21 protein-coding genes are annotated in these 21,991 nt (G+C 60.8%); 11 read left to right on the top strand and 10 right to left on the bottom strand.

What is annotated here, in order from left to right:
- The first annotated feature begins 19 nt into the window (after positions 1–19).
- Positions 20–2,380, top strand: coding sequence for a DNA polymerase II (locus LCH64_RS22115; protein WP_226501254.1), 2,361 nt, complete (start codon positions 20–22; stop codon positions 2,378–2,380).
- On the opposite strand, the gene LCH64_RS22120 is transcribed toward LCH64_RS22115, so the two are convergent.
- The 3 genes from LCH64_RS22120 to LCH64_RS22130 form a co-directional block, all read right to left on the bottom strand.
- The gene (locus tag LCH64_RS22120) at positions 2,345–2,815 is read right to left on the bottom strand and encodes a DUF1810 domain-containing protein (protein ID WP_226501255.1); all 471 of its coding nucleotides are present in this window, start codon (positions 2,813–2,815) and stop codon (positions 2,345–2,347) included. The two genes, LCH64_RS22115 and LCH64_RS22120, sit on opposite strands and share 36 nt — an antisense overlap.
- A 28-nt stretch (positions 2,816–2,843) precedes the next feature.
- Positions 2,844–3,665: an aldo/keto reductase gene (locus LCH64_RS22125; protein WP_003223583.1), complete on the bottom strand. Its 822-nt coding sequence runs from the start codon at positions 3,663–3,665 to the stop codon at positions 2,844–2,846.
- Positions 3,666–3,872: 207 nt separating this feature from the next.
- A complete protein-coding gene (locus LCH64_RS22130; protein WP_226501256.1) occupies positions 3,873–5,021 on the bottom strand; it encodes an aldose epimerase family protein in 1,149 nt (382 codons plus the stop codon).
- A gap of 234 nt (positions 5,022–5,255) precedes the next feature.
- Here LCH64_RS22130 and LCH64_RS22135 point away from each other — a divergent pair, with 234 nt between their 5' ends.
- The 3 genes from LCH64_RS22135 to LCH64_RS22145 all read left to right on the top strand — a co-directional run bounded on the left by LCH64_RS22135 (position 5,256) and on the right by LCH64_RS22145 (position 8,412).
- A complete protein-coding gene (locus LCH64_RS22135; protein WP_003223587.1) occupies positions 5,256–6,005 on the top strand; it encodes a hypothetical protein in 750 nt (249 codons plus the stop codon).
- Between the two features lie 176 nt (positions 6,006–6,181).
- Positions 6,182–7,396, top strand: a complete 1,215-nt coding sequence (locus tag LCH64_RS22140) for an MFS transporter (protein WP_226501257.1) — start codon at positions 6,182–6,184, stop codon at positions 7,394–7,396.
- 230 nt (positions 7,397–7,626) lie between these two features.
- Complete coding sequence (locus LCH64_RS22145) at positions 7,627–8,412, top strand: sulfite exporter TauE/SafE family protein (protein ID WP_226501258.1); 786 nt, start codon at positions 7,627–7,629, stop codon at positions 8,410–8,412.
- On the opposite strand, the gene LCH64_RS22150 is transcribed toward LCH64_RS22145, so the two are convergent.
- Entirely contained in the window at positions 8,394–8,906 is a 513-nt protein-coding gene (locus LCH64_RS22150) for a GNAT family N-acetyltransferase (RefSeq protein ID WP_226501259.1), read from the bottom strand. The genes LCH64_RS22145 and LCH64_RS22150 overlap by 19 nt on opposite strands.
- A gap of 209 nt (positions 8,907–9,115) precedes the next feature.
- On the opposite strand from LCH64_RS22150, the gene LCH64_RS22155 reads away from it, so the two are divergent.
- A complete protein-coding gene (locus tag LCH64_RS22155; RefSeq protein ID WP_226501260.1) occupies positions 9,116–9,688 on the top strand; it encodes a DUF4174 domain-containing protein in 573 nt (190 codons plus the stop codon).
- A gap of 102 nt (positions 9,689–9,790) precedes the next feature.
- Here LCH64_RS22155 and ampC read toward each other — a convergent pair whose 3' ends face one another.
- Complete coding sequence (gene ampC / locus LCH64_RS22160) at positions 9,791–10,957, bottom strand: class C beta-lactamase (protein ID WP_226501261.1); 1,167 nt, start codon at positions 10,955–10,957, stop codon at positions 9,791–9,793.
- 159 nt (positions 10,958–11,116) lie between these two features.
- Between ampC and LCH64_RS22165 the strand changes: the two genes are divergently transcribed.
- Positions 11,117–11,989, top strand: coding sequence for a LysR family transcriptional regulator (locus LCH64_RS22165; RefSeq protein WP_045122372.1), 873 nt, complete (start codon positions 11,117–11,119; stop codon positions 11,987–11,989).
- A gap of 130 nt (positions 11,990–12,119) precedes the next feature.
- Here the strand turns inward: LCH64_RS22165 and gudD are convergent, their stop codons facing one another.
- Together gudD and LCH64_RS22175 are read right to left on the bottom strand one after the other, a co-directional pair.
- On the bottom strand, positions 12,120–13,463 hold the full coding sequence (gudD, locus tag LCH64_RS22170; RefSeq protein WP_226501262.1) for a glucarate dehydratase: 1,344 nt from the start codon (positions 13,461–13,463) through the stop codon (positions 12,120–12,122).
- 25 nt (positions 13,464–13,488) lie between these two features.
- Positions 13,489–14,835, bottom strand: a complete 1,347-nt coding sequence (locus LCH64_RS22175; protein WP_226501263.1) for an MFS transporter — start codon at positions 14,833–14,835, stop codon at positions 13,489–13,491.
- A gap of 366 nt (positions 14,836–15,201) precedes the next feature.
- Here LCH64_RS22175 and LCH64_RS22180 point away from each other — a divergent pair, with 366 nt between their 5' ends.
- Positions 15,202–15,915, top strand: a complete 714-nt coding sequence (locus LCH64_RS22180) for a FadR/GntR family transcriptional regulator (protein ID WP_226501264.1) — start codon at positions 15,202–15,204, stop codon at positions 15,913–15,915.
- Positions 15,916–16,007: 92 nt separating this feature from the next.
- The gene (locus LCH64_RS22185) at positions 16,008–16,238 is read left to right on the top strand and encodes a hypothetical protein (protein ID WP_226501265.1); all 231 of its coding nucleotides are present in this window, start codon (positions 16,008–16,010) and stop codon (positions 16,236–16,238) included.
- 136 nt (positions 16,239–16,374) lie between these two features.
- Here the strand turns inward: LCH64_RS22185 and LCH64_RS22190 are convergent, their stop codons facing one another.
- Complete coding sequence (locus LCH64_RS22190) at positions 16,375–17,268, bottom strand: DMT family transporter (RefSeq protein ID WP_226501266.1); 894 nt, start codon at positions 17,266–17,268, stop codon at positions 16,375–16,377.
- Positions 17,269–17,369: 101 nt separating this feature from the next.
- Here LCH64_RS22190 and LCH64_RS22195 point away from each other — a divergent pair, with 101 nt between their 5' ends.
- Positions 17,370–18,233 carry a LysR substrate-binding domain-containing protein gene (locus tag LCH64_RS22195; RefSeq protein WP_226501337.1) on the top strand — a complete coding sequence of 288 codons (864 nt, stop codon included), beginning with the start codon at positions 17,370–17,372 and terminating at the stop codon, positions 18,231–18,233.
- 141 nt (positions 18,234–18,374) lie between these two features.
- Here the strand turns inward: LCH64_RS22195 and yegQ are convergent, their stop codons facing one another.
- The gene (gene yegQ, locus LCH64_RS22200) at positions 18,375–19,718 is read right to left on the bottom strand and encodes a tRNA 5-hydroxyuridine modification protein YegQ (RefSeq protein WP_226501267.1); all 1,344 of its coding nucleotides are present in this window, start codon (positions 19,716–19,718) and stop codon (positions 18,375–18,377) included.
- Positions 19,719–19,992: 274 nt separating this feature from the next.
- Here yegQ and LCH64_RS22205 point away from each other — a divergent pair, with 274 nt between their 5' ends.
- Both LCH64_RS22205 and LCH64_RS22210 read left to right on the top strand, forming a co-directional pair.
- On the top strand, positions 19,993–20,610 hold the full coding sequence (locus tag LCH64_RS22205) for an isochorismatase family protein (protein WP_226501338.1): 618 nt from the start codon (positions 19,993–19,995) through the stop codon (positions 20,608–20,610).
- A gap of 110 nt (positions 20,611–20,720) precedes the next feature.
- On the top strand, positions 20,721–21,782 hold the full coding sequence (locus LCH64_RS22210; RefSeq protein WP_003223602.1) for an AI-2E family transporter: 1,062 nt from the start codon (positions 20,721–20,723) through the stop codon (positions 21,780–21,782).
- Here LCH64_RS22210 and LCH64_RS22215 read toward each other — a convergent pair.
- Positions 21,779–21,961 carry a hypothetical protein gene (locus tag LCH64_RS22215; protein ID WP_003223603.1) on the bottom strand — a complete coding sequence of 61 codons (183 nt, stop codon included), beginning with the start codon at positions 21,959–21,961 and terminating at the stop codon, positions 21,779–21,781. The two genes, LCH64_RS22210 and LCH64_RS22215, sit on opposite strands and share 4 nt — an antisense overlap.
- Positions 21,962–21,991 lie beyond the last annotated feature (30 nt).

The following is a 21,991-nucleotide window of genomic DNA, read 5'->3' on the forward strand; positions in this document are numbered from 1 at the left end:
AATTCCTGAGGTTGCAGTGGTGGATTTACAGCAGGGCTTCGTCCTGACCCGGCATTGGCGCGATACCCCGGCCGGCACCGAAGTCGAGTTCTGGCTGGCGACCGACGCCGGGCCGCGCCGTGTGCGCCTGGCGCCGCAGACCTCGGTGGCGTTTATCCCCGCCGAACAGCGTGAAGCGGCCGAACGCCTGCTGCACGACGAAAAGAGCGTCGAACTGCGCCCGCTGGCCCTGGAGGATTTCGAGCATCGCCCGGTGCTGGGCCTGTATTGCCAGCAACACGGCCAGTTGATGCGCCTGGAAACCGCGCTCAACCGCGCCGGTGTCGACGTTTATGAAGCCGACGTGCGCCCGCCGGAACGCTACCTGATGGAGCGCTTCATCACCGCGCCGGTGCTGTTCAGCGGCACTGCCGATGCCGACGGCGTCTTGCTCAACGCCCAACTGAAGCCCGATCCCAAATACCGGCCGAAATTGCGCCTGGTCTCGCTGGACATCGAAACCACCGAAACCGGCGAACTGTATTCCATTGCTTTGGAAGGCTGCGGCCAGCGTCAGGTGTACATGCTCGGCGCGCCAAACGGTGACGCGAGCATCGTCGACTTCGATCTCGAATACTGCGACTCGCGCACCGTGATCCTGAAGAAACTCAACGACTGGTTCGCCCGCCACGATCCCGACGCAATCATCGGCTGGAACGTCGTGCAGTTCGACCTGCGCATCCTCCACGAACATGCGCGGCGCCTCGGCGTGCCACTGAAAATCGGTCGCGGCGGTGAAGAGATGCAGTGGCGCGAACACGGTAGCCGCACGCACTACTTTGCCTCGGCGGCGGGGCGGCTGATCATCGACGGCATTGAATCGCTGCGCTCGGCGACCTGGAGTTTTCCCTCGTTCAGCCTGGAAAACGTCGCGCAGACCCTGCTCGGCGAGGGCAAGGCGATCGACAACCCGTACCAGCGCATGGACGAAATCAACCGCATGTTCGCCGAGGACAAACCGGCGCTGGCCAAGTACAACCTCAAGGACTGCGAACTGGTCACGCGGATCTTCGCCAAGACCGAGTTGCTGACGTTTCTGCTTGAACGCGCCAGCGTCACCGGGCTGCCGGCGGATCGCAGCGGTGGCTCGGTGGCGGCGTTCACTCACCTGTATATGCCGCTGATGCACCGCCAGGGTTTCGTCGCGCCGAATCTGGGCACCAATCCGCCGCAGGCCAGCCCGGGCGGCTTCGTCATGGATTCGCAGCCGGGGCTGTACGAGTCGGTGCTGGTGCTCGATTACAAGAGCCTGTATCCGTCGATCATCCGCACCTTTCTGATCGACCCGGTGGGGCTGATCGAAGGCCTGCAACACCCGGACGATGCCGATTCAGTGCCGGGGTTTCGCGGCGCCCGATTCTCGCGCACCCGGCATTGCCTGCCGTCGATTGTCGCGCGCGTCGCCGAGGGCCGCGAGACCGCCAAGCGCGAGCACAACGCGCCGCTGTCGCAGGCGTTGAAAATCATCATGAACGCCTTCTACGGCGTGCTCGGTTCCAGCGGTTGCCGGTTTTTCGATACGCGTCTGGCGTCGTCGATCACCCTGCGCGGCCACGAGATCATGTTGCGCACGCGGCAGCTCATCGAAGCGCAGGGCCACGCGGTGATCTACGGCGACACCGACTCGACTTTCGTCTGGCTGCGCCGTCCTCACGGGCAGGAGGAAGCGGCGCAGATCGGTCAGGCGCTGGTCAAGCACGTCAACGACTGGTGGCGCGAGCATGTGCGCGAGGAGTACGGCCTGCAAAGTGCCCTCGAATTGCAGTACGAAACTCACTACAAGCGCTTTCTGATGCCGACCATTCGCGGCGCCGAGGAGGGCAGCAAAAAGCGCTACGCCGGACTGGTGACCCGCGCCGACGGCAGCGAAGAAATGGTCTACAAGGGCCTGGAAACCGTGCGCACCGACTGGTCACTGCTGGCACGGCAGTTCCAGCAGGAACTCTACGAGCGGATCTTCCAGCGCAAGCCGTATCAGGATTACGTGCGCGATTACGTGCGCAAGACTCTGGCCGGCGAGTTCGATGAACGACTGGTCTACCGCAAACGCCTGCGCCGCACCCTCGACGACTACGAACGCAACGTACCGCCGCATGTGCGCGCGGCGCGGCTGGCCGACGATTACAACGCGCAGCATGGGCGCCCGCGGCAATATCAGAACGGCGGCTGGATCAGTTACGTGATCACCCTGGCCGGGCCGGAACCGCTGGAAGTGCGCCGCGCCGCCATCGACTACGACCACTACATCACCCGCCAGCTGCAGCCGGTGGCGGATGCAATTCTGCCGTTCGTCGACGACGATTTCTCAACCCTGATCGGGGGGCAGCTGGGCCTGTTTTGAGTCCAGCAGTTGCAGGGTCCATTCGTCGAGGATGCCGTGGAAGTAACGCTCGAGTGCCTGATTGAACAGACTGTCCTCGGCGCCAAACTGGGCAAACAGCGTCATCGAGGAGTGAAACTTCAGGTCATCGGGGTGGCCGAAAATCTCGGCAATCGAGCGCTGACGGATGTTCAGCACCAACTGCGTGCAGGTGCGCAGTCGAGCGCCGAGCAGGTCATGGGCCAGGTAAGCCTCGGCTTCCTCGGCAGACTGAATGGCGAAGCGCCGCGACATTTCGCTGCCGCCCAGCCCGGCGAACTGCGGGAACACAAACCACATCCAGTGGCTGCGCTTGCGCCCCTCGTCGAGTTCGCGCTGGATCCGTTCGAATACCGGGTCCTGGGCCTGGACGAAACGTTGAAGATTGAACGGGTCGCACTGATCAGTGCTTCTCATGACGAAGCCCTCGCCAGCCGGCAGCGACTCAGACCATAGCCAGCCGCTGCTTGCGTTGTGGCGCTTTAAATACCTGGTCCAGCGCCGCCAGATCCCCGGCATCCAGTTGCAACTGCGCCGCTTGTGCATTGAGTTGCACGTGTTCCGGTCGCACAGCCTTGGGAATCGCAATCACATCATCCTGACGCAGAATCCACGCCAGTGAAACCTGTGCCGGGGTCACGTTGTGACGAGTGGCAATCTTGTTCAGCACCGGTTCAGCCAGCATCGCGCCACCCTGGCCAATCGGACAGTACGCCATCAACGGCATGCGCTGCTGTTGGCACCATGGCAGCAGATCGAATTCGACGCCGCGCTCTTCCAGGTTGTACAGCACCTGATTGGTGGCGCACGCCGGGTTGGCCAGTTCTTCGAGGTCATCGACATCGAAATTCGACACGCCCCAGCGGCCGATCTTGCCGTCCTCGCGCAGGCGTTCGAACGCTTCGACGGTTTCATCCAGCGGATACTGGCCGCGCCAATGCAGCAGATAGAGGTCGATGTAATCGGTGTCGAGCCGGCGCAGGCTGCGCTCGCAGGCTTGGGGGATGCCTTTGCGGCTGGCGTTGTGCGGGTAGACCTTGCTCACCAGAAACACTTGGTCGCGCAGACCGGCAATGGCTTCGCCGACCACGCTTTCGGCACCGCCCTCGGCGTACATTTCCGCCGTGTCGATGAGGGTCATGCCCAGTTCGATGCCTTGGCGCAGCGCGGACACTTCACGCGGGTGCGCCGAGCGATCTTCGCCCATGCGCCAGGTGCCCTGGCCAATCACTGGAACCTGCACGCCTGCCAGTTCAAGGGTACGCATTCAAACCTCCTGTGCTGATGGTCGATACCTTAGTGGGCAGCAGAATAGCGCAGGGGTTCCAATGGAGGGCGATGAACCTGTGGCGAGGGAGCTTGCTCCCGCTGGACTGCGCAGCAGGCCGCTGCTTTCCAACTTAATGAAAAGCCAGGGCCGCTTCGCGCCCCAGCGGGAGCAAGCTCCCTCGCCACAGGAGATGAGTGAGGTCAGTTATTTTGTGGTGAATTTCAAGACGACGCTTTGTGTATAAGCCTGTCCCGGATCGAGACGCGTACTTGGGAAATCCGGCTGATTCGGCGAGTCCGGATAATGCTGAGTCTCCAGGGTAAACGCGCCCCAGTGCGGATAGACCTTGCCACCCTTGCCCTTGACCGTGCCGTCGAGGAAGTTGCTGGTGTAAAACTGCACCCCCGGCTCGCTGGTGAACAGCTGCAAATGCCGCCCGGACTGCGGATCGCTGACCTCGGCGGCGACCTTGCTCACATCGCCTTTGGTATCCAGCACCCAGTTGAAATCGAAGCCGCCCTGTTTCGGTTCGGCGAATTTCAGCTGCGGGTGATCGGCTTTGATGTGCGTGCCGATCGCGGTGGGCTTGGTGAAGTCCATTGGCGTGCCGGCCACGGGTGCCAGTTCGCCGGTCGGGATCAGCTTGGCCGTGACCGGTGTATAGCGGCTGGCGTGCAGGGTCGCGACTTGTTTCAACACGTCGCCATTGCCGGCGCCGGCGAGGTTGAAGTAGCTGTGGTTGGTCAGGTTGAGCACCGTCGGTTTATCGGTGCTGGCCTTGTAGTCGATGCGCAGTTCGTTGCTGTCGGTCAGGCGATAGGTCACCTGCGTGGTGAGATTGCCGGGGAAGCCCATTTCGCCGTCCGCCGACAGGTAGGTCAGGGTCACGCCGACGGAATCCTTGTCTGTGACGGGCTCGGCTTTCCAGACCTTTTTGTCAAAGCCCACAGTGCCGCCATGCAAGGCGTTGGACTTGTCGTTCTGCGGCACCTGATACCGCTTGCCGTCGAGTTCGAACGCGCCGTCCGCGATGCGATTGCCGAAACGGCCGATGGTCGCGCCGAAATAGGCCGTGCCTTTCTGGTAGCCCTGGACATCGTCGAAGCCCAGCACCACATCGGCGGCTTTGCCGTGTTTGTCCGGCACCAGCAGCGATTGCAGGGTGGCGCCGTAGGTGATGACGGTCGCCTGCATACCGTGGCTGTTGCGCAGGATGTATTGCTCGACGGGCGTGCCGTCATTGGTTTTGCCGAAGGCTTTGTGTTCGGCGCTGAGGCCGGCCGCGTTGGCGGAGAGGGTGGCGATCATCAGGGACAGTCCGAGGCCGGATAGCAGGTGACGTGATTGAAGCATGGTTGACCTTCCTTTTTGTTGTTGTTTTCAAAACAGGGTAATAGTCATGCTAATTGTGGGTTGAGTCAGAATTTATAGCCGGTTAAAGGTTTAGTGCAAATATAAAGTCATACTAAATAGTTGCCGAAGGTCGGGAAATCGTGCCAGCGCTGCACTTTTCCGGATTCGGCGGCTCTATCCATGGCCAGGATGCGGCGACGCCCGCCGCGCAGGAATGTGCCTGTTCGAGAATTCATGCCGAGAGTTTTTCCCCCGATCGCCCGATTCGTTCGCCGCCCGTGCCTGTTGCTGGCCTGTCTGTCGTCGCTGTTTGTCAGCGGTTGCACGCATCAGGACGGCAATGGCTTTTTCGCGCAGATGCGCGACGGTCAACCGCAGGAATTCCTGCAAACCAGCGTCGACCGCATGGCCACGTTGGCGATGCGCGACAACCTCAACAGTCTGTATCGCCTGATGGGCAAGCTGTATTTGCGCAACCCGGAAGAACTGCGCAAGTCGGGCTTCCTCGACATCAACACGGCGGTGAAACAGGTGCGCCTGGCCGTCGAGCAGCAGCAACCGTTACCGGTGTTGGGCGGGCGCAAAGATCTGGCGGCGCTCAGCTATGCGATGAGTCCGGAGTTTCTCGGGGATCGGGTCGGCGCCTTCATCTATGCCATCGGCAGCATGCTGGTCACCGCCCATGGCAACCGCGTCGAGTTTTACATGACCGATGCGATCAACCCGACCTTCGTCCACAACGCCGCGCGCAACATCGAGAAAGCCACGTGGATTCTGTCCCAGCGCCAGAACAAGGAAGGCCAGCCTTTGTTGTTCTCCAACGAAATCTCGGAGGAGGGCAGCAACCTGAGTTTCGCCACCGAATTCGGCAAGATCGTCGCGCGCCTAGACTTGCTGACGCAGATGCTTGATGAGCGCTACCGGCGCATCGGCCTGAATTACGCGCAGAGTCTGCTGTTCTTGAATTTCCTGCCGGTGCAGTAAGTGCGGAGATCCAATGTGGGAGCGAGCCTGCTCGCGAAAGCGATCTGCCAGGCGCTGAATCTTTGATAGATCCACCGCATTCGCGAGCAGGCTCGCTCCCACATTGATCAAATTGTGAGTGGGATTTTTGTATACAATCCATCGCTACTATTGATCCAAAGGGAGCTGCACCTGTCATGACCGACTCCGCAAGCACCGAATTCACCCGCCTCGACCACGCCCCCCGTGCAGAAAAACTGCCCTATGCCGCGTTGCTGGCGTTCGCCATGACCGGATTCATCGCCATCCTCACCGAAACCCTGCCGGCCGGGCTGCTGCCGCAAATCGGCGCCGGGCTTGGGGTCAGCGAAGTGCTCGCCGGGCAACTGGTGACGCTGTATGCGCTGGGCTCGATCGTCGCGGCGATTCCGCTGACCGTCGCCACCCGGGGCTGGCCACGGCGGCGGGTGCTGCTGATGACGGTCGGCGGTTTCCTGGTGTTCAACACCATCACCACGTTCTCCAGCCATTACGGTCTGACCCTCGCTTCGCGGTTTCTGGCCGGGATGGCAGCTGGCCTGTCATGGGGGATCATGGCCGGTTACGCCCGCGGGATCGTGCCGGCGCATCAGCAGGGGCGGGCGTTGGCGATCGCCATGCTCGGCACCCCAGTGGCACTGTCGCTGGGCACACCGGCGGGGACCTGGCTGGGCAACCTGATCGGTTGGCGCGCTTCGTTCGGGATCATGTCGGCGCTGGCATTGGTGTTGGCGGCGTGGATCATGCTGGCGGTGCCCGATCGTCCGGGCCAGACCAGCGCCGAACGCCTGCCGCTGCTGCAATCGCTGCGTCTGCCGGGCGTACGGCCAGTGCTGTTCGTGGTGCTGACCTGGATGCTCGGGCACAACATTCTCTACACCTACATTGCGCCGTTCCTGATGCAGGCCGGGCTGGCCGAGCGGGTCGATCTGGTGCTGCTGGTGTTCGGTCTGTGTTCGCTGGTCGGGATCTGGATCATCGGCCTGCTGGTGGATCGCTGGTTGCGCTGGCTGACCCTGATCAGCCTCGCGGTGTTTGCCGTGACCGCCCTGGTGCTGGCGCTGATGTCACCGTCGCCGTGGCTGATCTACATCTGCATGGCCGTGTGGGGCTTGTCGTTTGGTGGCTCGGCGACGTTGCTGCTGACGGCTGCAGCGGATTCGGCTGGCGAGCATGTCGACGTGGTGCAGGCGATGCTCACCACCTCCTGGAACGTGGCGATTGCCGGCGGCGGTCTGTTTGGCGGGCTGCTGCTTGATCGGGCGGGGGCGATGTCGTTTCCGTGGGCGCTGTTGATCCTGTCGCTGATTGCGCTGGCGACGGTCTGGATCAACCGTCATCACAGTTTCAAACCGGGCCGGCGCGTGCATTGATCTACCTGGCACCCTATAACCCCTGTGGGAGCGGGCTTGCTCGCGAAGAGGGCGTGTCAGTCGATATCTACGTGAATGACACACTGCCTTCGCGAGCAAGCCCGCTCCCACACAGAATAAGGCGGTGTGGCTAGAAGGCATAACGATAGACCGCATTGATATATGTGGTTATATGAAAAATCGCTATGCTGCGGGCCAGATTTTTCCTGTCGTTTTTACTGGACGTCTTAATGGAATTGGTAAATTTCGGCCTGGTGATTGCCGGGCTGGTGGTGGGTTTTATTGTCGGCATGACCGGTGTCGGCGGTGGTTCCTTGATGACGCCGATCCTGCTGTGGTTCGGCATCAACCCGGCAACAGCGGTGGGCACTGACCTGCTGTACGCAGCCATTACCAAATCCAGTGGCGTGCTGGTGCACAAGAAAAACGACAACATCGACTGGGCCATCACCGGTTGGCTGACCCTCGGCAGCGTGCCAGCGGTGGCAATGACCTTGTGGTTTCTCAGCACCCTGCACACCGCGCCCGACGCAATGAACGCAATCATCAAACAAGCCTTGGGTTGGGTGCTGTTCGCCACGGCGCTGGCGATTCTGTTCAAGAAGCGCCTCCTCGAATTCGCCCACAAACGCGCTGGCGGCAACTACAACCCGAGCGGCGCGCGCCTGAACGTGATGACGGTGATCACCGGCCTGATCCTCGGCACCATGGTCGCCCTGACTTCAATCGGCGCCGGCGCCTTGGGCACGGTCGCGCTGTTCATCCTCTACCCGCTGTTGCCGACCCGGCGTCTGGTCGGCACCGAAATCGCCCACGCCGTACCGCTGACCCTCGTTGCGGGGCTGGGCCATGCGAGCATGGGCAACATGGATTGGGGCGTGCTGGGGTTCCTGCTGATGGGTTCGCTGCCGGGCATCTGGCTCGGCAGCCACCTGACCGGGCGCATTTCCGATGAATTGCTGCGCCCGTGCCTGGCGACCATGCTGCTGTTGATCGGCTACAAACTGGCGTTCTGATCCAGCCCCGTCGAAACGCCACGGTTCCCTGTAGGAGCGATGTTGAATTTCATGACGGTCACCGGCAGTTCTTCGTAAACCAGATCCTCGACCACCTCCCATCCCAGCCGCGCATACAGCGATTGCGCGGCGTCGGTGTACAGATACAACTCAGTCACCCCCAACGCCGCCGCTTCATTGACGATCCTGTTGACCAGCTGCGAAGCAATCCCGCGCCCGCGTTCTTCTGATTTCACGTAGACGCCCGCCAGCCATGGCGTCAGTTGGGGACGGATCTTCATGTCACTGTCGATCAACAGCGCGCCACCGAGCAATCTGCCGTCTTCAATGGCCACCACCACGCTGGGAATTGCTCCCTTGCCGCAGGCGGCGCGCATCCGCTCGGTGCGGGCTGCAAGGGTGTCGCCGGGACGGAACTCGCCCCATTCCTTGAAATTGAGTTCGGCCAGTTCCTCAATCAAATGCGGGTGATCGCACAGGTAGTCGATGTGCATGGGGTGAACTCCATTTCGTGGGCAGAACGACCACCCTAATGCGCTCACAAAAGGTAATCAAATCCGCGTCACGATTACGCCGATGCGGTTGCGCAATGACGGGGCTGACCTAAGCTTCTGACAAGGCGAAACATATTTGCCGGGCACGACCCCGGAACAATCGCCACGATGCGCAATCATTAGAGCGTGGATATCAAAAGGAGATGCGCATGCTCATCAGGTCACTGACCCTGACACTCTTGCTGGCGATTGCCGGCCCCTTGTTCGCCGCTGAAAACGACTCGCCCATAGCCGGGGATATGGGACGGGCCCGACCTCTGATCGTAATCGCACAAAGCACCGTCGACCCGGTGTGGGTGGGGCTGAAAAAATCGCTGGACGATCCGGCGAACAAGAAAGGTGTGACTGACCGCAGCATCAAGGTCTACACCATCCTCAATATGGCCGGTCAGCTCGATGGCAAAGACCTCGGCCAGCAAGACACCATGGCTTTGCTGCGTTCGCTGAAACTCGGTGCCGGCGCGTACCCGAAAGTGTTCCTGATCGGCAAGGACGGCGAAATCAAACTTTCGGCCTCGGGCGATGAAGCGAAGTCGGTGGACCTGAAGAAAATCTTCGACACGGTTGATGCGCTGCCGGCCAGCGAAAAGGAAATCAGCGCACCGACGGTCGCCGATACCAAGGCCACTGCCGCCGAACCGGCAGCCAAGAAAGGCGAGAAGGGCGCCAAGCCAACCAAACCCGCGAAACCGAGCAAGCCACCGGAAATGCCGGATGATTGACGGCATGGCCTGAATCAAAAAAATGGGCGACCTCTACAGGGTCGCCCATTTTTATTGCCCGTTTGTGGCGAGGGGATAAATCCCCTCGCCACCGTTTCAATATCAGTCAGTCAGGGCGCTGAATATTTCGTGGGCAATCTTCACCCGTTCCGCATTCGGATAATTCTTGTTCGCCAGGATCACGATGCCGAGATCCTTCGACGGCACAAACGCCACATAGGCGCCGAAGCCACCGGTCGCGCCGGTTTTGTTGTAGAGCACGTTGGCCGGTTCAGGCTGTGGCGATGCCAGCCATTTGACCTTGTGCGCTTGCATGGCCATCGGCGTCGAGTTGCCGTTCTGCAATTTATCGAGGCTGATCGGGTAGGCATAACGCTCCCAGCCCAGGCCTTGGGTCATGTCGCCAACGGTGTAGTAACCGGTGTGGGTCGCGGCGATAGCTTTTTGCAACGGCGCTTCAAGGCTGGCCGGTTTCAGGTTGGCCTCGACATACCGCAGCAGATCCGCAGCACTGGTTTTAATACCGTAGGCTTCGGAATCCAGTGCGCCTGGACTGACCCGAACCGGTTGGTCTTTCTTGTCGTAACCTTGGGCGTAAAGCTTGGCTTCGGACGCGGGCACCTGGATGAAGGTGTGCTTGAGGCCGAGTTTCGGCAGCAGGGTTTCGCTCATCACCTGATCATATGGCTGACCGAGGGTCTTGGCGGCCAGATAACCGAACAGGCCCAGGCTCGGGTTGGAATACAGGCGCTGGCTACCGGCCGGGAAGCTCGGTTTCCACTGTTGGTAGTAGCCGAGCATCTTGTCCGCCGAGTCCCACTCGTCAGGGAATTGCAGCGGCAGGCCGCCGGCGCTGTAGGTGCCCAGTTGCAGCACGCTGATGCCATCGAAGGCGCTGCCCTTGAGCTCTGGCCAGATCTGGCTGGCCTTGGTCGGCAGGTCCAGTTTGCCCGTCGCCTGCGCATAGCCCGCCAGGGTCGCGGCGAAGGTTTTGCTCACCGAGCCGATTTCGAACAGGGTGTTTTCGCTGACTTTCTGCCCGGTATCCTTGGCGGCGACGCCGTAATTAAAGTAATGCGGCTGGCCGTTGACGGTGATGGCCACGGCGAGGCCGGGGATGTTCTGCCGCTGCATCACCGGGGTAACGGCTTTTTGTACCAGGGCTTGCAGTTGCTCGTCGCTGGGCGTGGCAGCCATGCACGCTGCGGTGCCGAAAAACAGGCCGAATGCGCTGCAGGAAATGACTTTGCTCGGATTGATGAATGACATAAATGAACCACTCTCCATGAGTGTTGAGGGTGTTATCCCGCTAGACTGCGGGCAATTGCAATGTTGGGCAGCTGATCAGCGCCGACAATTTAGGCAGTCTGGCACTCGTCGACAAACGATGATATTTCGCATGAGCCATTAGAAAAATTTGGGACTGGGATGATTCGACCTCAACTGCCGCTCAATGCACTGCGCGCGTTCGAAGCCTCGGCACGGCATTTGAGCTTTACCCGCGCCGCCGTGGAACTGTGCGTGACCCAGGCGGCGGTGAGCCATCAGGTCAAAAGCCTTGAAGCGCAGCTCAATGTCACCCTGTTCAAACGCCTGCCCCGTGGGCTGATGCTGACCAGTGAAGGGGAAACACTGCTGCCGGTGTTGACCACGTCGTTCGATCATATCGCGCAGATGCTCGAGCGGCTGGCCGGCGGTCAGTATCGGGAAATGTTGACCGTGGGCGCCGTAGGAACCTTTGCGGTCGGTTGGCTGCTGCCGCGACTGGCAGACTTCCAGGCGAAACATCCGCTCATAGATTTGCGGCTGTCGACCAACAACAATCGTGTCGACGTCGCCGCCGAAGGTCTGGATTACGCGATTCGTTTTGGCGCCGGAGCGTGGCATGGCATCGAGGCAACGCGTCTGCTCGACGCTCCACTATCGGTACTGTGCGTACCGGAAATTGCCCGGCAGCTGCACACCCCGGGCGATCTGCTGCAACAACGCTTGCTGCGTTCCTATCGCACCGATGAGTGGCCGGAGTGGTTTCACGCCGCAGGCCTGGCCACCCACGCGGCACCGCCGCAGAGCATTGTGTTCGATTCGTCGCTGGCGATGATGGAAGCGGCGCTGCAGGGCAGCGGGGTGGCCTTGGCGCCACCGCTGATGTTCGCCCGGCAACTGGCGGCGGACGTGATTCGCCAGCCGTTTGCGATTGAAATCACCACCGGCAGTTATTGGCTGACGCGCTTGCAGTCGCGGCCGGAGACGGCAGCGATGACTGCGTTCAAAAACTGGCTGCTACAAATCTCTGCCTGATACAAATCCCCCCCTGTGGGAGCGGGCTTGCTCGCGAAGGCGGCGTGTCAGTCAATATTTGAGTTGAATGACACACCGCTTTCGCGAGCAAGCCCGCTCCCACATTTGAAGTACGGTGAGCTTGAGAATGTCAGCGCACCAGACACGGCCGCTTGTTATCGAACGTCCATCCCGGAATCAAAAACTGCATCGCCACGCTGTCATCCCGCGCACCGAGGCCCATGCCTTTGTAGAGTTCGTGAGCCTTGCCCACCTGATCCATGTCCAGCTCCACCCCAAGACCCGGCTTTTGCGGCACTTGCACGCAGCCGTCGACAATCTGCAGCGGGGCTTTGGTCAGACGCTGGCCGTCCTGCCAGATCCAGTGCGTGTCGATGGCGGTGATATCGCCCGGTGCCGCTGCCGCGACATGGGTAAACATCGCCAAAGAAATATCGAAATGGTTGTTGGAGTGCGAACCCCAGGTCAGGCCCCACTCATGGCACAGTTGCGCGACACGCACCGAACCTTGCATGGTCCAGAAGTGCGGGTCGGCCAAAGGGATGTCCACCGACTGCAACTGGATCGCGTGGCCCATCTCGCGCCAGTCGGTAGCGATCATGTTGGTCGCCGTCTTCAGTCCGGTGGCGCGGCGAAATTCGGCCATGACTTCACGCCCCGAGTAACCGTTTTCCGCACCGCAGGGGTCTTCGGCGTAAGCCAGCACGTGATGCTGATCGCGGCACAGACGAATCGCTTCCTTCAGTGACCAGGCGCCGTTCGGATCAAGGGTGATGCGCGCCTCGGGAAAACGTTCGGCCAGGGCCGTCACCGCTTCGATTTCCGCATCGCCACTGAGCACGCCGCCCTTGAGTTTGAAGTCCTGGAAACCGTATTTCGCCTGGGCCGCTTCAGCCAGACGCACCACCGCTTCGGCGCTCATGGCCTTCTCGTGTCGCACGCGGAACCAGTCGTTATTGGCATCCGGTTCGCTGCGGTAGGCGAGGCTGGTTTCGCGATGGTCACCGACGTAGAACAGATAACCGAGCATCTTCACTTGATCGCGCTGCTGGCCTTCGCCGAGCAACGCCGCGACCGGTACGTCGAGGTGTTGGCCGAGCAGGTCGAGCAGGGCGGCTTCGAGTCCGGTCACTGCGTGAATGGTGATGCGCAGGTCGAAGGTCTGCAGGCCACGGCCGCCGGCATCACGCTCGGCGAAGGTCTGACGCACCTGATTGAGGATTTTCTGATAGTTGCCGATCGAGTTGCCGAGCACCAGGCTGCGGGCGTCCTCCAGCGTCTGACGGATGCGCTCTCCACCGGGCACTTCACCGACGCCGGTGTGCCCGGCGTTGTCCTTGAGGATGACGATGTTGCGGGTGAAAAACGGCCCATGGGCGCCGCTCAGGTTGAGCAGCATGCCGTCGTGGCCGGCCACCGGAATCACCTGCATGTCGGTGATGATCGGCGCTTTGGTCGTGTCGTGTGCGGTCATGATTTTTATCCTAATAAGACAGAATTCAGGCGTGCTTCGGCGCGGCTTCCGCCACGGCGAGGTCTGCAGAGGGTTTTGGTGTGGTGCGCGCGGCGAAGACGATGATCGCGGCGATGATCGAGGTCGCGGCCAGGCCATAGAGGCCGCCCTGAATCGAGCCGGTGTGCTCTTCGAGCAAGCCGAAGGTGGTTGGCGCGACGAAGCCGCCGAGGTTGCCCACCGAGTTGATCAGCGCGATCACTGCCGCAGCGATTCGCGCATCCAGATAGGCCTGGGGAATCGGCCAGAACAACGATGAAGCGGACTTGAAGCCCAGCGCAGCAAAACAGATCGCGACAAAGGCAAAAATCGGCCCGCCGGTGGTGGACATGAACATCCCCGCCGCCGCAATCAGCAGCGCGGTCGCGACCCAGGCCTGCTGGTGCTTCCACTTGGCCGAGAAAGCGGCGAAAGCGTACATGCCGATGATCGACAGCAACCACGGAATCGAGTTGAACAGCCCGACCTGGAAGTCACTCATCTCGCCCATTTTCTTGATGATGCTCGGCAGCCAGAACGTCGCGGCGTAGATCGTCAGCTGGATGAAAAAGTAGATCAGGCAGAACAGGATGATCTGCCGGTCCTTGAGCAGTTTGCCCATCGATGGGCGGATCGGCGTCGCGGCTTCGCGGGCCTTCTGTTCATCATCGATGGCGCTGACCAGTGCGTCCTGTTCGGCGCGGGTCAGCCATTTTGCGTCGTGGGGTTTGGCGTCGAGCCAGAACCACACGAACACACACAGCCCCACGGAAAACATCCCCTCGATGAAGTACATCCACTGCCAGCCGTGCAGGCCCAGGCCATTGATCTGCAAGAGCAGCCCGGACAGCGGGCCGGAGATCAGCGAGGCGACCGCTGAGCCGCTAAGGAAAATCGCGATTGCCTTGCCGCGTTCGGCACCCGGCAGCCAGCGCGTGAAGTAGTAGATCACCCCGGGAAAGAATCCGGCCTCGGCCACGCCGAGCAGGAAACGCAGGATGTAAAAGTGCGTTTCGTTCTGGATGAACGCCATACCGGCGGCGACCAGACCCCAGGTGAGCATGATGCGGGTCAGCCAGATACGCGCGCCGACTTTCTGCAGGAGCATGTTGGACGGGACTTCGAACAGCGCGTAACCGATGAAGAACAGACCGGCGCCGAAGCCGTAGGCGGCAGCCCCGATGCCCAGGTCATGTTCCATGTGAGTGCGGACGAAACCGATGTTCACCCGGTCAATGTAATTGACGATGAACATGATCACGAAGAGCGGCAGGACGTGGCGTTTCACTTTCGAGATGGCGGACGCGAGTGTCGAATCGACGCCCTCGTTCATCCCGGAGACGGAGGTTTTCACTTGTTTTTCTCCCACTGATTATTTTTATGCGGGGATAGTGCTGGGTGCTGCTTTGTTGATAGACATCATACAACTTGAATTTTTTGTCCTACAAGTGGGGTAGGGCGACTAAATTCATCTGGCAGGCTAGTTTCTTATGTCTTTTTAGCAAGAGCAGCCGGGTTTATTGGGTTTTTCGGTCATTGCTTTCTTTTTTCAGCGACCATTTTTCGATTTTTTTAAATGTGCTCAACCGACTCTTTGAGGCTGAAATCCAGATTTCCTGCATGTTGTCATACAAGATGGAGGCGATTTTAGCGCTAAAATCAATCTCGTCAGCGACTGCGTAGTGCTACGATCCGCGAGCCCCGATGCCCGGAACCGATCATGCAAGAAGACCTCGACGCCCCCGCGCCTAAACGCACGCATAACCTTGCGCACGACCTGGTGGAAAAACTCACCCAGAAGATTCTGCTCGGCCAGATGTCACCCGGCGACAAGCTGCCGTCGGAGAACGCCATCGTTCAGGAGCACGGTGTCAGTCGCACAGTGGTGCGCGAGGCGATTTCCAAATTGCAGGCGTCGGGACTGGTCGAAACGCGGCACGGCATCGGCACGTTCGTCATCGAGCGCACTGCGGAGCAGGGCTTGCGGTTGAATGTCGATACCGCTCTCGGGGTGCGCAGCATTCTTGAATTGCGCATGGGCCTGGAGACGCAGGCCTCGGCGTTGGCCGCGTCACGGCGCAGCGAGCAGCAATTGCTGCAAATGCGTCAGGCGCTGGATGACTATCAGCGTCTGCTGGACAGCAACGACAGTTGCGTCGAGGCCGACCGACGCTTTCATCTGCTGATCGCCGAAGCCACCGGCAACGTCTGCTTCAGCGAAATCATGCAGCACCTGGGCAGCGCGATGATTCCGCGTCAGCGGCTCAATGCCGCCGAGCGGGGCGCGGCGGATCTGAGCAAGTTGGGGCAGTTGGCCAATCTCGAACACGAAGCGATTTTGAATGCGATCAAGCGTCAGGATCCGGATGCCGCGCGCGCGGCCATGTGGCTGCACCTGACCAACAGTCGCGACCGTTTCAGTGCGCAGGGCTGATTGCCGTTGGTCTGTTCGATAGCACCGCCTGCGCAGGCACGCTTCCAAGCAGTATGGCCCGGGTTCTCCGGACCTCCCTGGTGAGGTGTGTCATGGCTAACGATTTGCTGTTTCAAGGTGGTGTGCTGCCGACCGATCCCACCCGTCCGGTGCCCGGCACGGACGAGCCGACGCTGGCCGATCACGATGCGCCGCCGGGCATGAACCCGGGGCGTGATCCGCTGAGTGATGCCGATCGGCCGGAAGACTGGAAGGACCCGGCGGCGGACGACGATGTGCCGCCGGCGGATGAGCCGACGCCGTTGTCGGATGACAGGCGCTGAGGCAAACCCGGCATGAGATATTTATAGTCTGCGCCGGCCCTTTCGCGAGCAAGCCCGCTCCCACAGGCAGAACGCATCCCCCTGTAGGAGTGAGCCTGCTCGCGATGGGGTCATCAGCCTCAGTAAAAAACCTCGATCAGACCTCAACCGGTCGACCCTCCACCCGCCGCTCCAGATTCAACGCCAGCACACTGAACAACACCACCGCCGCGCCAATCAGAACCATCAGCGCCGGCTGCTCGCCAAGGCCCACTGAAGCAATCCCCATCGCCGTCGGCGGTATCAGATAAAGCGTCATCGTCGCCCGGCTCAAATCCACATGCCTGAGCACAAAGCCCCAGGCCAGATAGGCCAGTGCACTGGGAAATACCCCTAGCGCCAGCACCGCCCACTGTACTCGAAGCGGTGCTTTGACTACCGCCGCACCCAGCCCCGGCAGATAAATCAGCAATAGCAGCGTCCCCGACCACACCGCATAACAGGCCAGACTGAAGCCGTCATAACGCCGGGCGTGATGTTTTTGCAGGGCGAAATAAACGCTCCATGACAGCGCCGCCAGTAGAATCAGCAAGCCATGCGCGTCGATCTGCCCCAGGCCCTGATCGGCGCTGACCACGATCACCACGCCGACCAGCCCCAGCAACACGCAGCCCCAACGCCAGACACTGACCTGATCCTTGAACACGTAGCGTGCCAGCAGCGTACTGAACAACGGGCTCGACTGCGCGAGTACGCTGGAGGCGCCGGCACTGACGCTTTGCTGGCCGATGTTCAGCGCCACGTGATGCAGGCTGACGGCAAAAAATCCCAGAGCGAACAACAGCGGCACGTCGCGCCGTTGCGGCAGGCGAATGCCCTTGAACGCCGCGATCACAGCCATGAACAGCGACGCCAGGAGAAACCGCAGCAACGCCAGATGCCCGGGGTCGTACGCCTGCAGGCCGATGTGAATGCCGGTCGGCGAATAGGCCCAGCAACTGACCACGAAGGTCATGGCCAGAATGATTTTCAAGGGAGAAGGAGACGGCATGATCGGCGCACCGCAAGGGTTGATGCGTCGAGTATCCGGGCGGCCAACAAGTCTCCACAACTGACTTATACTGCGCTGAATGTTCACTTTGAGTGATGAGTATGGAGCTGGCGCAGATCCGCATGTTCAAGACCGTGGCCGACGAGGGCAGCATTGCCCGGGCCGCTGAAAAGCTGTTTTGTGTGCCGTCGAATATCACGGCGCGGATCAAGGCGCTGGAAGTGGAACTCGGTGTGGCGCTGTTTCTGCGCGAGGGGCGCGGGCTGCGGATCAGCCCGGCGGGGCAGACGTTTCTTGCGTATGCCGAGCGGATTCTGGCGCTGACCGCCGAAGCCAAGCGCGCGGTGGATCCCGCCGCCGAACCGTCCGGCCCGCTGCGTATCGGCGCGATCGAGTCCTCGGCCACCGGGCGTTTGCCGCGGCTGTTGGCCAAGTTTCACCAGCGCTATCCGCAGGTGGCGCTGGAGTTGACAACTGGCACCTGGGGCCAATTGCTCGACGACACCGTCAGCCATCGCCTGGACGGCGCCATCGTCGCGGTGGACGTCGAGCGCGCGCAACTCAAACGCACGCCGATGTACCGCGAGGAGCTGCTGCTGATTGCTTCGACGTCGTTCGGCCCGGTGCGCGACATCCACGACTTGCAGGATAAAACCGTGTTCATGTGGCCGCAGGGTTGCCCGTATCGGGCGGCGCTGGAGCACTGGTTGTTGCGTCAGGGGCAGGCGCTGCCGATTGTCAGCCTGGCGAGTTACGGGGCGATTGTCGGTTGCGTGAGTGCTGGCGCCGGCGTGGCATTGGTGCCTAAAGGCGTGTTCGAGCAATACGCCAAAGGCGCTGGATGCGTGGGCTATGAGTTTCCTGAGCTGACGGCGATCGACAACCTGTTTTACTGGCACGAAAACGCCGGGGTACACCCGGCGCGTGAGGCGTTCGTGGCGATGTTGCGCGAGGAATTCCTCTGACTACAGTGCTTCACTGTGGCGAGGGAGCTTGCTCCCGCAAGAGTGCGCAGCACTCTCAAAAAAAGCGATGATTGCGAAATCTTGGGGTCGTTTCGCCACCCGGCGCGAGCAAGCTCGCTCGCCACCGTTTATCCACGTATTTCAGTTCGATTGAGCAGTCAGGTCGCGCATCAGCAGGCCAAAGCGCAAATCCACCGCGTCCGGAATTGGCAGGTAAACCGTGTGCCCGTCGCCGGGGGCGACTTCAATGGCTTCGCCCTTGGCACTCTGCAACTGGTGCAGATCGAAATGGAAGTTGCCCTTGGGCGTCATCAGTTCCAGATGATCGCCGAGGGCAAAACGGTTCTTCACCTTGACCTCGGCCAACCGGTCGCGGCGCTCGCCGGTGAGTTCGCCAACGAACTGCTGACGCTCCGACACCGAGCTGCCGTTCTGATAATTCTGGTATTCGTCATGCACATGGCGGCGCAGGAAACCTTCGGTGTAGCCGCGCTGGGCCAGTGATTCCAGATCGGTCATCAGGCTGCGATCAAACTCGCGCCCGGCCATCGCGTCGTCGATTGCCCGGCGATAGACCTGAGTGGTGCGCGCGCAATAGAAGTGCGATTTGGTCCGGCCCTCGATCTTCAGCGAATGCACGCCCATGCGCGTCAGGCGTTCGACGTGCTGCACGGCGCGCAGATCTTTGGCGTTCATGATGTAAGTGCCGTGCTCGTCCTCAAAAGCCGGCATCAACTCATCGGGCCGATTGGCTTCCTGCAGTAGGAACACCTGATCGGTCGGCGCGCCGATACCGAGGGTCGGCTCGGGCTGGAAGGTCTGCACGATCTCGCCGAGCTGATTTTCGGTGGCCTCCTGCGCCGAATACTTCCAGCGGCAGGCGTTGGTGCAGGTGCCCTGATTGGCGTCGCGCTTGTTCATGTAGCCCGACAACAAACAGCGCCCGGAGTAAGCCATGCACAGCGCGCCGTGGACGAACACCTCCAGTTCCATGGCTGGCACCTGTCCGCGGATTTCGCCGATTTCTTCCAGCGACAGCTCCCGCGACAGGATGATCCGGCTCAGCCCCTGTTGCTGCCAGAACTCGACACTCGCCCAGTTCACCGTGTTGGCCTGCACCGAGAGGTGGATCGGCATCTGCGGAAAGTGCCGGCGCACCAGCATGATCAATCCCGGATCGGACATGATCAGGGCGTCCGGTGCCATCTCGATCACCGGTGCCAGATCTTTGAGGAAAGTCTTCAGTTTGGCGTTATGCGGGGCGATGTTGACCACAACATAGAAGCGCTTGCCCTGGGCCTGCGCTTCGCGAATGCCGAGGGCGAGGTTGGCGTGGTCGAATTCGTTGTTGCGCACTCGCAGGCTGTAGCGCGGCTGCCCGGCGTAAACCGCATCGGCACCGTAAGCGAAGGCGTAGCGCATGTTCTTCAGGGTGCCGGCAGGGGCGAGCAGTTCCGGGGCGGCGAGGGGGAGTTCTGGCTTCATGGCGGCATCGGTCGCAAAAGCGCGGCAGGGTAGTGCAGTGGCAAGTGCGGTTTATTGATCTGGATCTACGTTTGAGTCAGCGAGGCTGATCTGTGCAGCTCATTTGTGTAGATCCTGCACAAATCATGTGTCGGTTTCACTGTGTTCGGTGCGACGGTGGCTGCTTAACATTCGCTCATCAAATCAACCGAAGCAGGACTCTCCCATGCAGAACTTTACTCGTCGCTTTCTCACCGCTTGTGCGTTTTCCGGTGTCTTGGCCAGCACCGGTGCCATGGCTGACAGCCACCCGACCATTCGTGCGATGTCCGGCGCCACACCGGCCGATCATTTGCCGGCCGGCAAATCTGCGCTGGTGGTGATCGATTTCCAGAATGAATATTTCAGCGGCCGGATGCCGATCCCGGACGGTGCCGCCGCTCTGGCGAAAACCCGTGAGCTGATCAGCTTCGCCGACAGCCACAAGATCCCGGTGTATCACGTGCAGCACGTCGCGCCGGCTGGCTCGCCGGTATTTGCCATTGATGGCGAGACCGTTAAATTTCACAAGGACATGCAGCCACGCCCGCAAGACGTGGTTCTGCAAAAGACCACCGTCAGTGTGTTCGCCAGCACCGATCTTGACGAGCGCCTGAAGAAGGCCGGCATCAATACGCTGATCATTTCCGGCCTGATGACTCATGCCTGCGTCGCCGGCGCCGCGCGGGATGCTGCGCCGCTGGGTTACAACGTGATCGTCGCCTCCGACGCCTCGGCCACCCGTGCGATTACCCGCGTCAATGGCTCGTCCATCGACAAGGATTACCTGCACCAGGCTGCGCTGGCGGAAGTGGAAGACACCTTCGGTGACGTCATGACCACCGAGCAGATCGTCAAGCTGCCGGTGCGCTGAATGCTGGCCGTGATCGGCAACTATGCTCCATGAATAAAGATGGCACTCGTGCGCGTCCCGGCGGACTAAGGATCGGGGCGTGCACGACGCCTGACTGACATGGATCGGACATGAACGAAAAAAGCCTTCAATTCAAATCCCTCACGGTACTGCTGGTATTGGTGACGGTCGCTTTCATCTGGATTCTGCTGCCGTTCTACGGCGCGGTGTTCTGGGCGGTGATCCTCGGCATCCTGTTTGCGCCGATGCAGCGCCGGTTGCAGCAGAAGTTCGGCTGGCAACGCAATCTGACTTCTCTATGCACCCTGGGCATTTGTCTGGTGATCGCGATTTTGCCGGTGATCATCCTCAGTGTGTTGTTGGTCCAGGAAGGCGCGACGCTGTACACCAACATCGAAAGTGGCCAACTGGACATCGGCGCCTATATTGCGCAGTTCAAACACAGCCTGCCGCCGTACTTCCAGCATCTGCTCGATCGCTTTGGCATGGGCGAACTCAATGGTCTGCGCGAGAAAATCGTCAAGGCATCGATGCAGGGCAGTCAGGTGCTGGCGAGTCAGGCGTTCAGTTTCGGTCAAGGCACATTCGAGTTCGTGGTCAGCTTCGGCATCATGTTGTACCTGCTGTTTTTCTTTTTGCGTGACGGTGCCGAACTGGCGCGCAAAGTGCGCACCGCGGTGCCGCTGGAGGAACACCAGAAACGTCGTTTGCAGTTGAAATTCAATCGTGTGGTGCGCGCGACGGTGAAGGGCAATCTGGTGGTGGCCATCACTCAGGGCGCATTGGGCGGGGCGATTTTCTGGTTTCTCGGCATCCCCAGCGCATTGCTGTGGGCGGTGATGATGGCGTTTCTGTCGCTGTTGCCGGCGGTGGGCGCGGGGATTGTCTGGGCGCCGGTGGCGGTGTACTTCCTGCTCAGCGGGATGATCTGGCAGGGTGTGGTGCTGGGGTTGTTCGGGGTATTTGTAATCGGTCTGGTGGACAACGTGCTGCGCCCGATCCTGGTCGGCAAGGACACGCGCATGCCGGATTACATGATCCTGATCTCGACCCTCGGCGGCCTCGCAGTGTTCGGCCTCAACGGTTTCGTGATCGGGCCGCTGATCGCGGCGCTGTTCATGTCGAGCTGGGCGCTGTTCATTGAGACCAAGCCGAAAATCCAGCTGCCTTAGGCGTGGAACGGTGTGCTGACGATTTTCTGCGACAGGGCCTGCGCCGCGGGCAGTGAAGTGAGCGGGCCGCTGATCGGCTCGCCATCGCGCACCAGATACCAGCAGGCGAGCAATCCCGACGCTCTGAGCGATGCGGGAACAGCGCTGCCAACTACCGACATGATTTGAACCTGAGCCATGACAAGTACCTCCATCAATCTGTGGAGCTA

The organism is Pseudomonas sp. MWU16-30322, assembly GCF_020515535.1.
In the GTDB taxonomy this organism is placed as follows: domain Bacteria; phylum Pseudomonadota; class Gammaproteobacteria; order Pseudomonadales; family Pseudomonadaceae; genus Aquipseudomonas; species Aquipseudomonas fluorescens_H.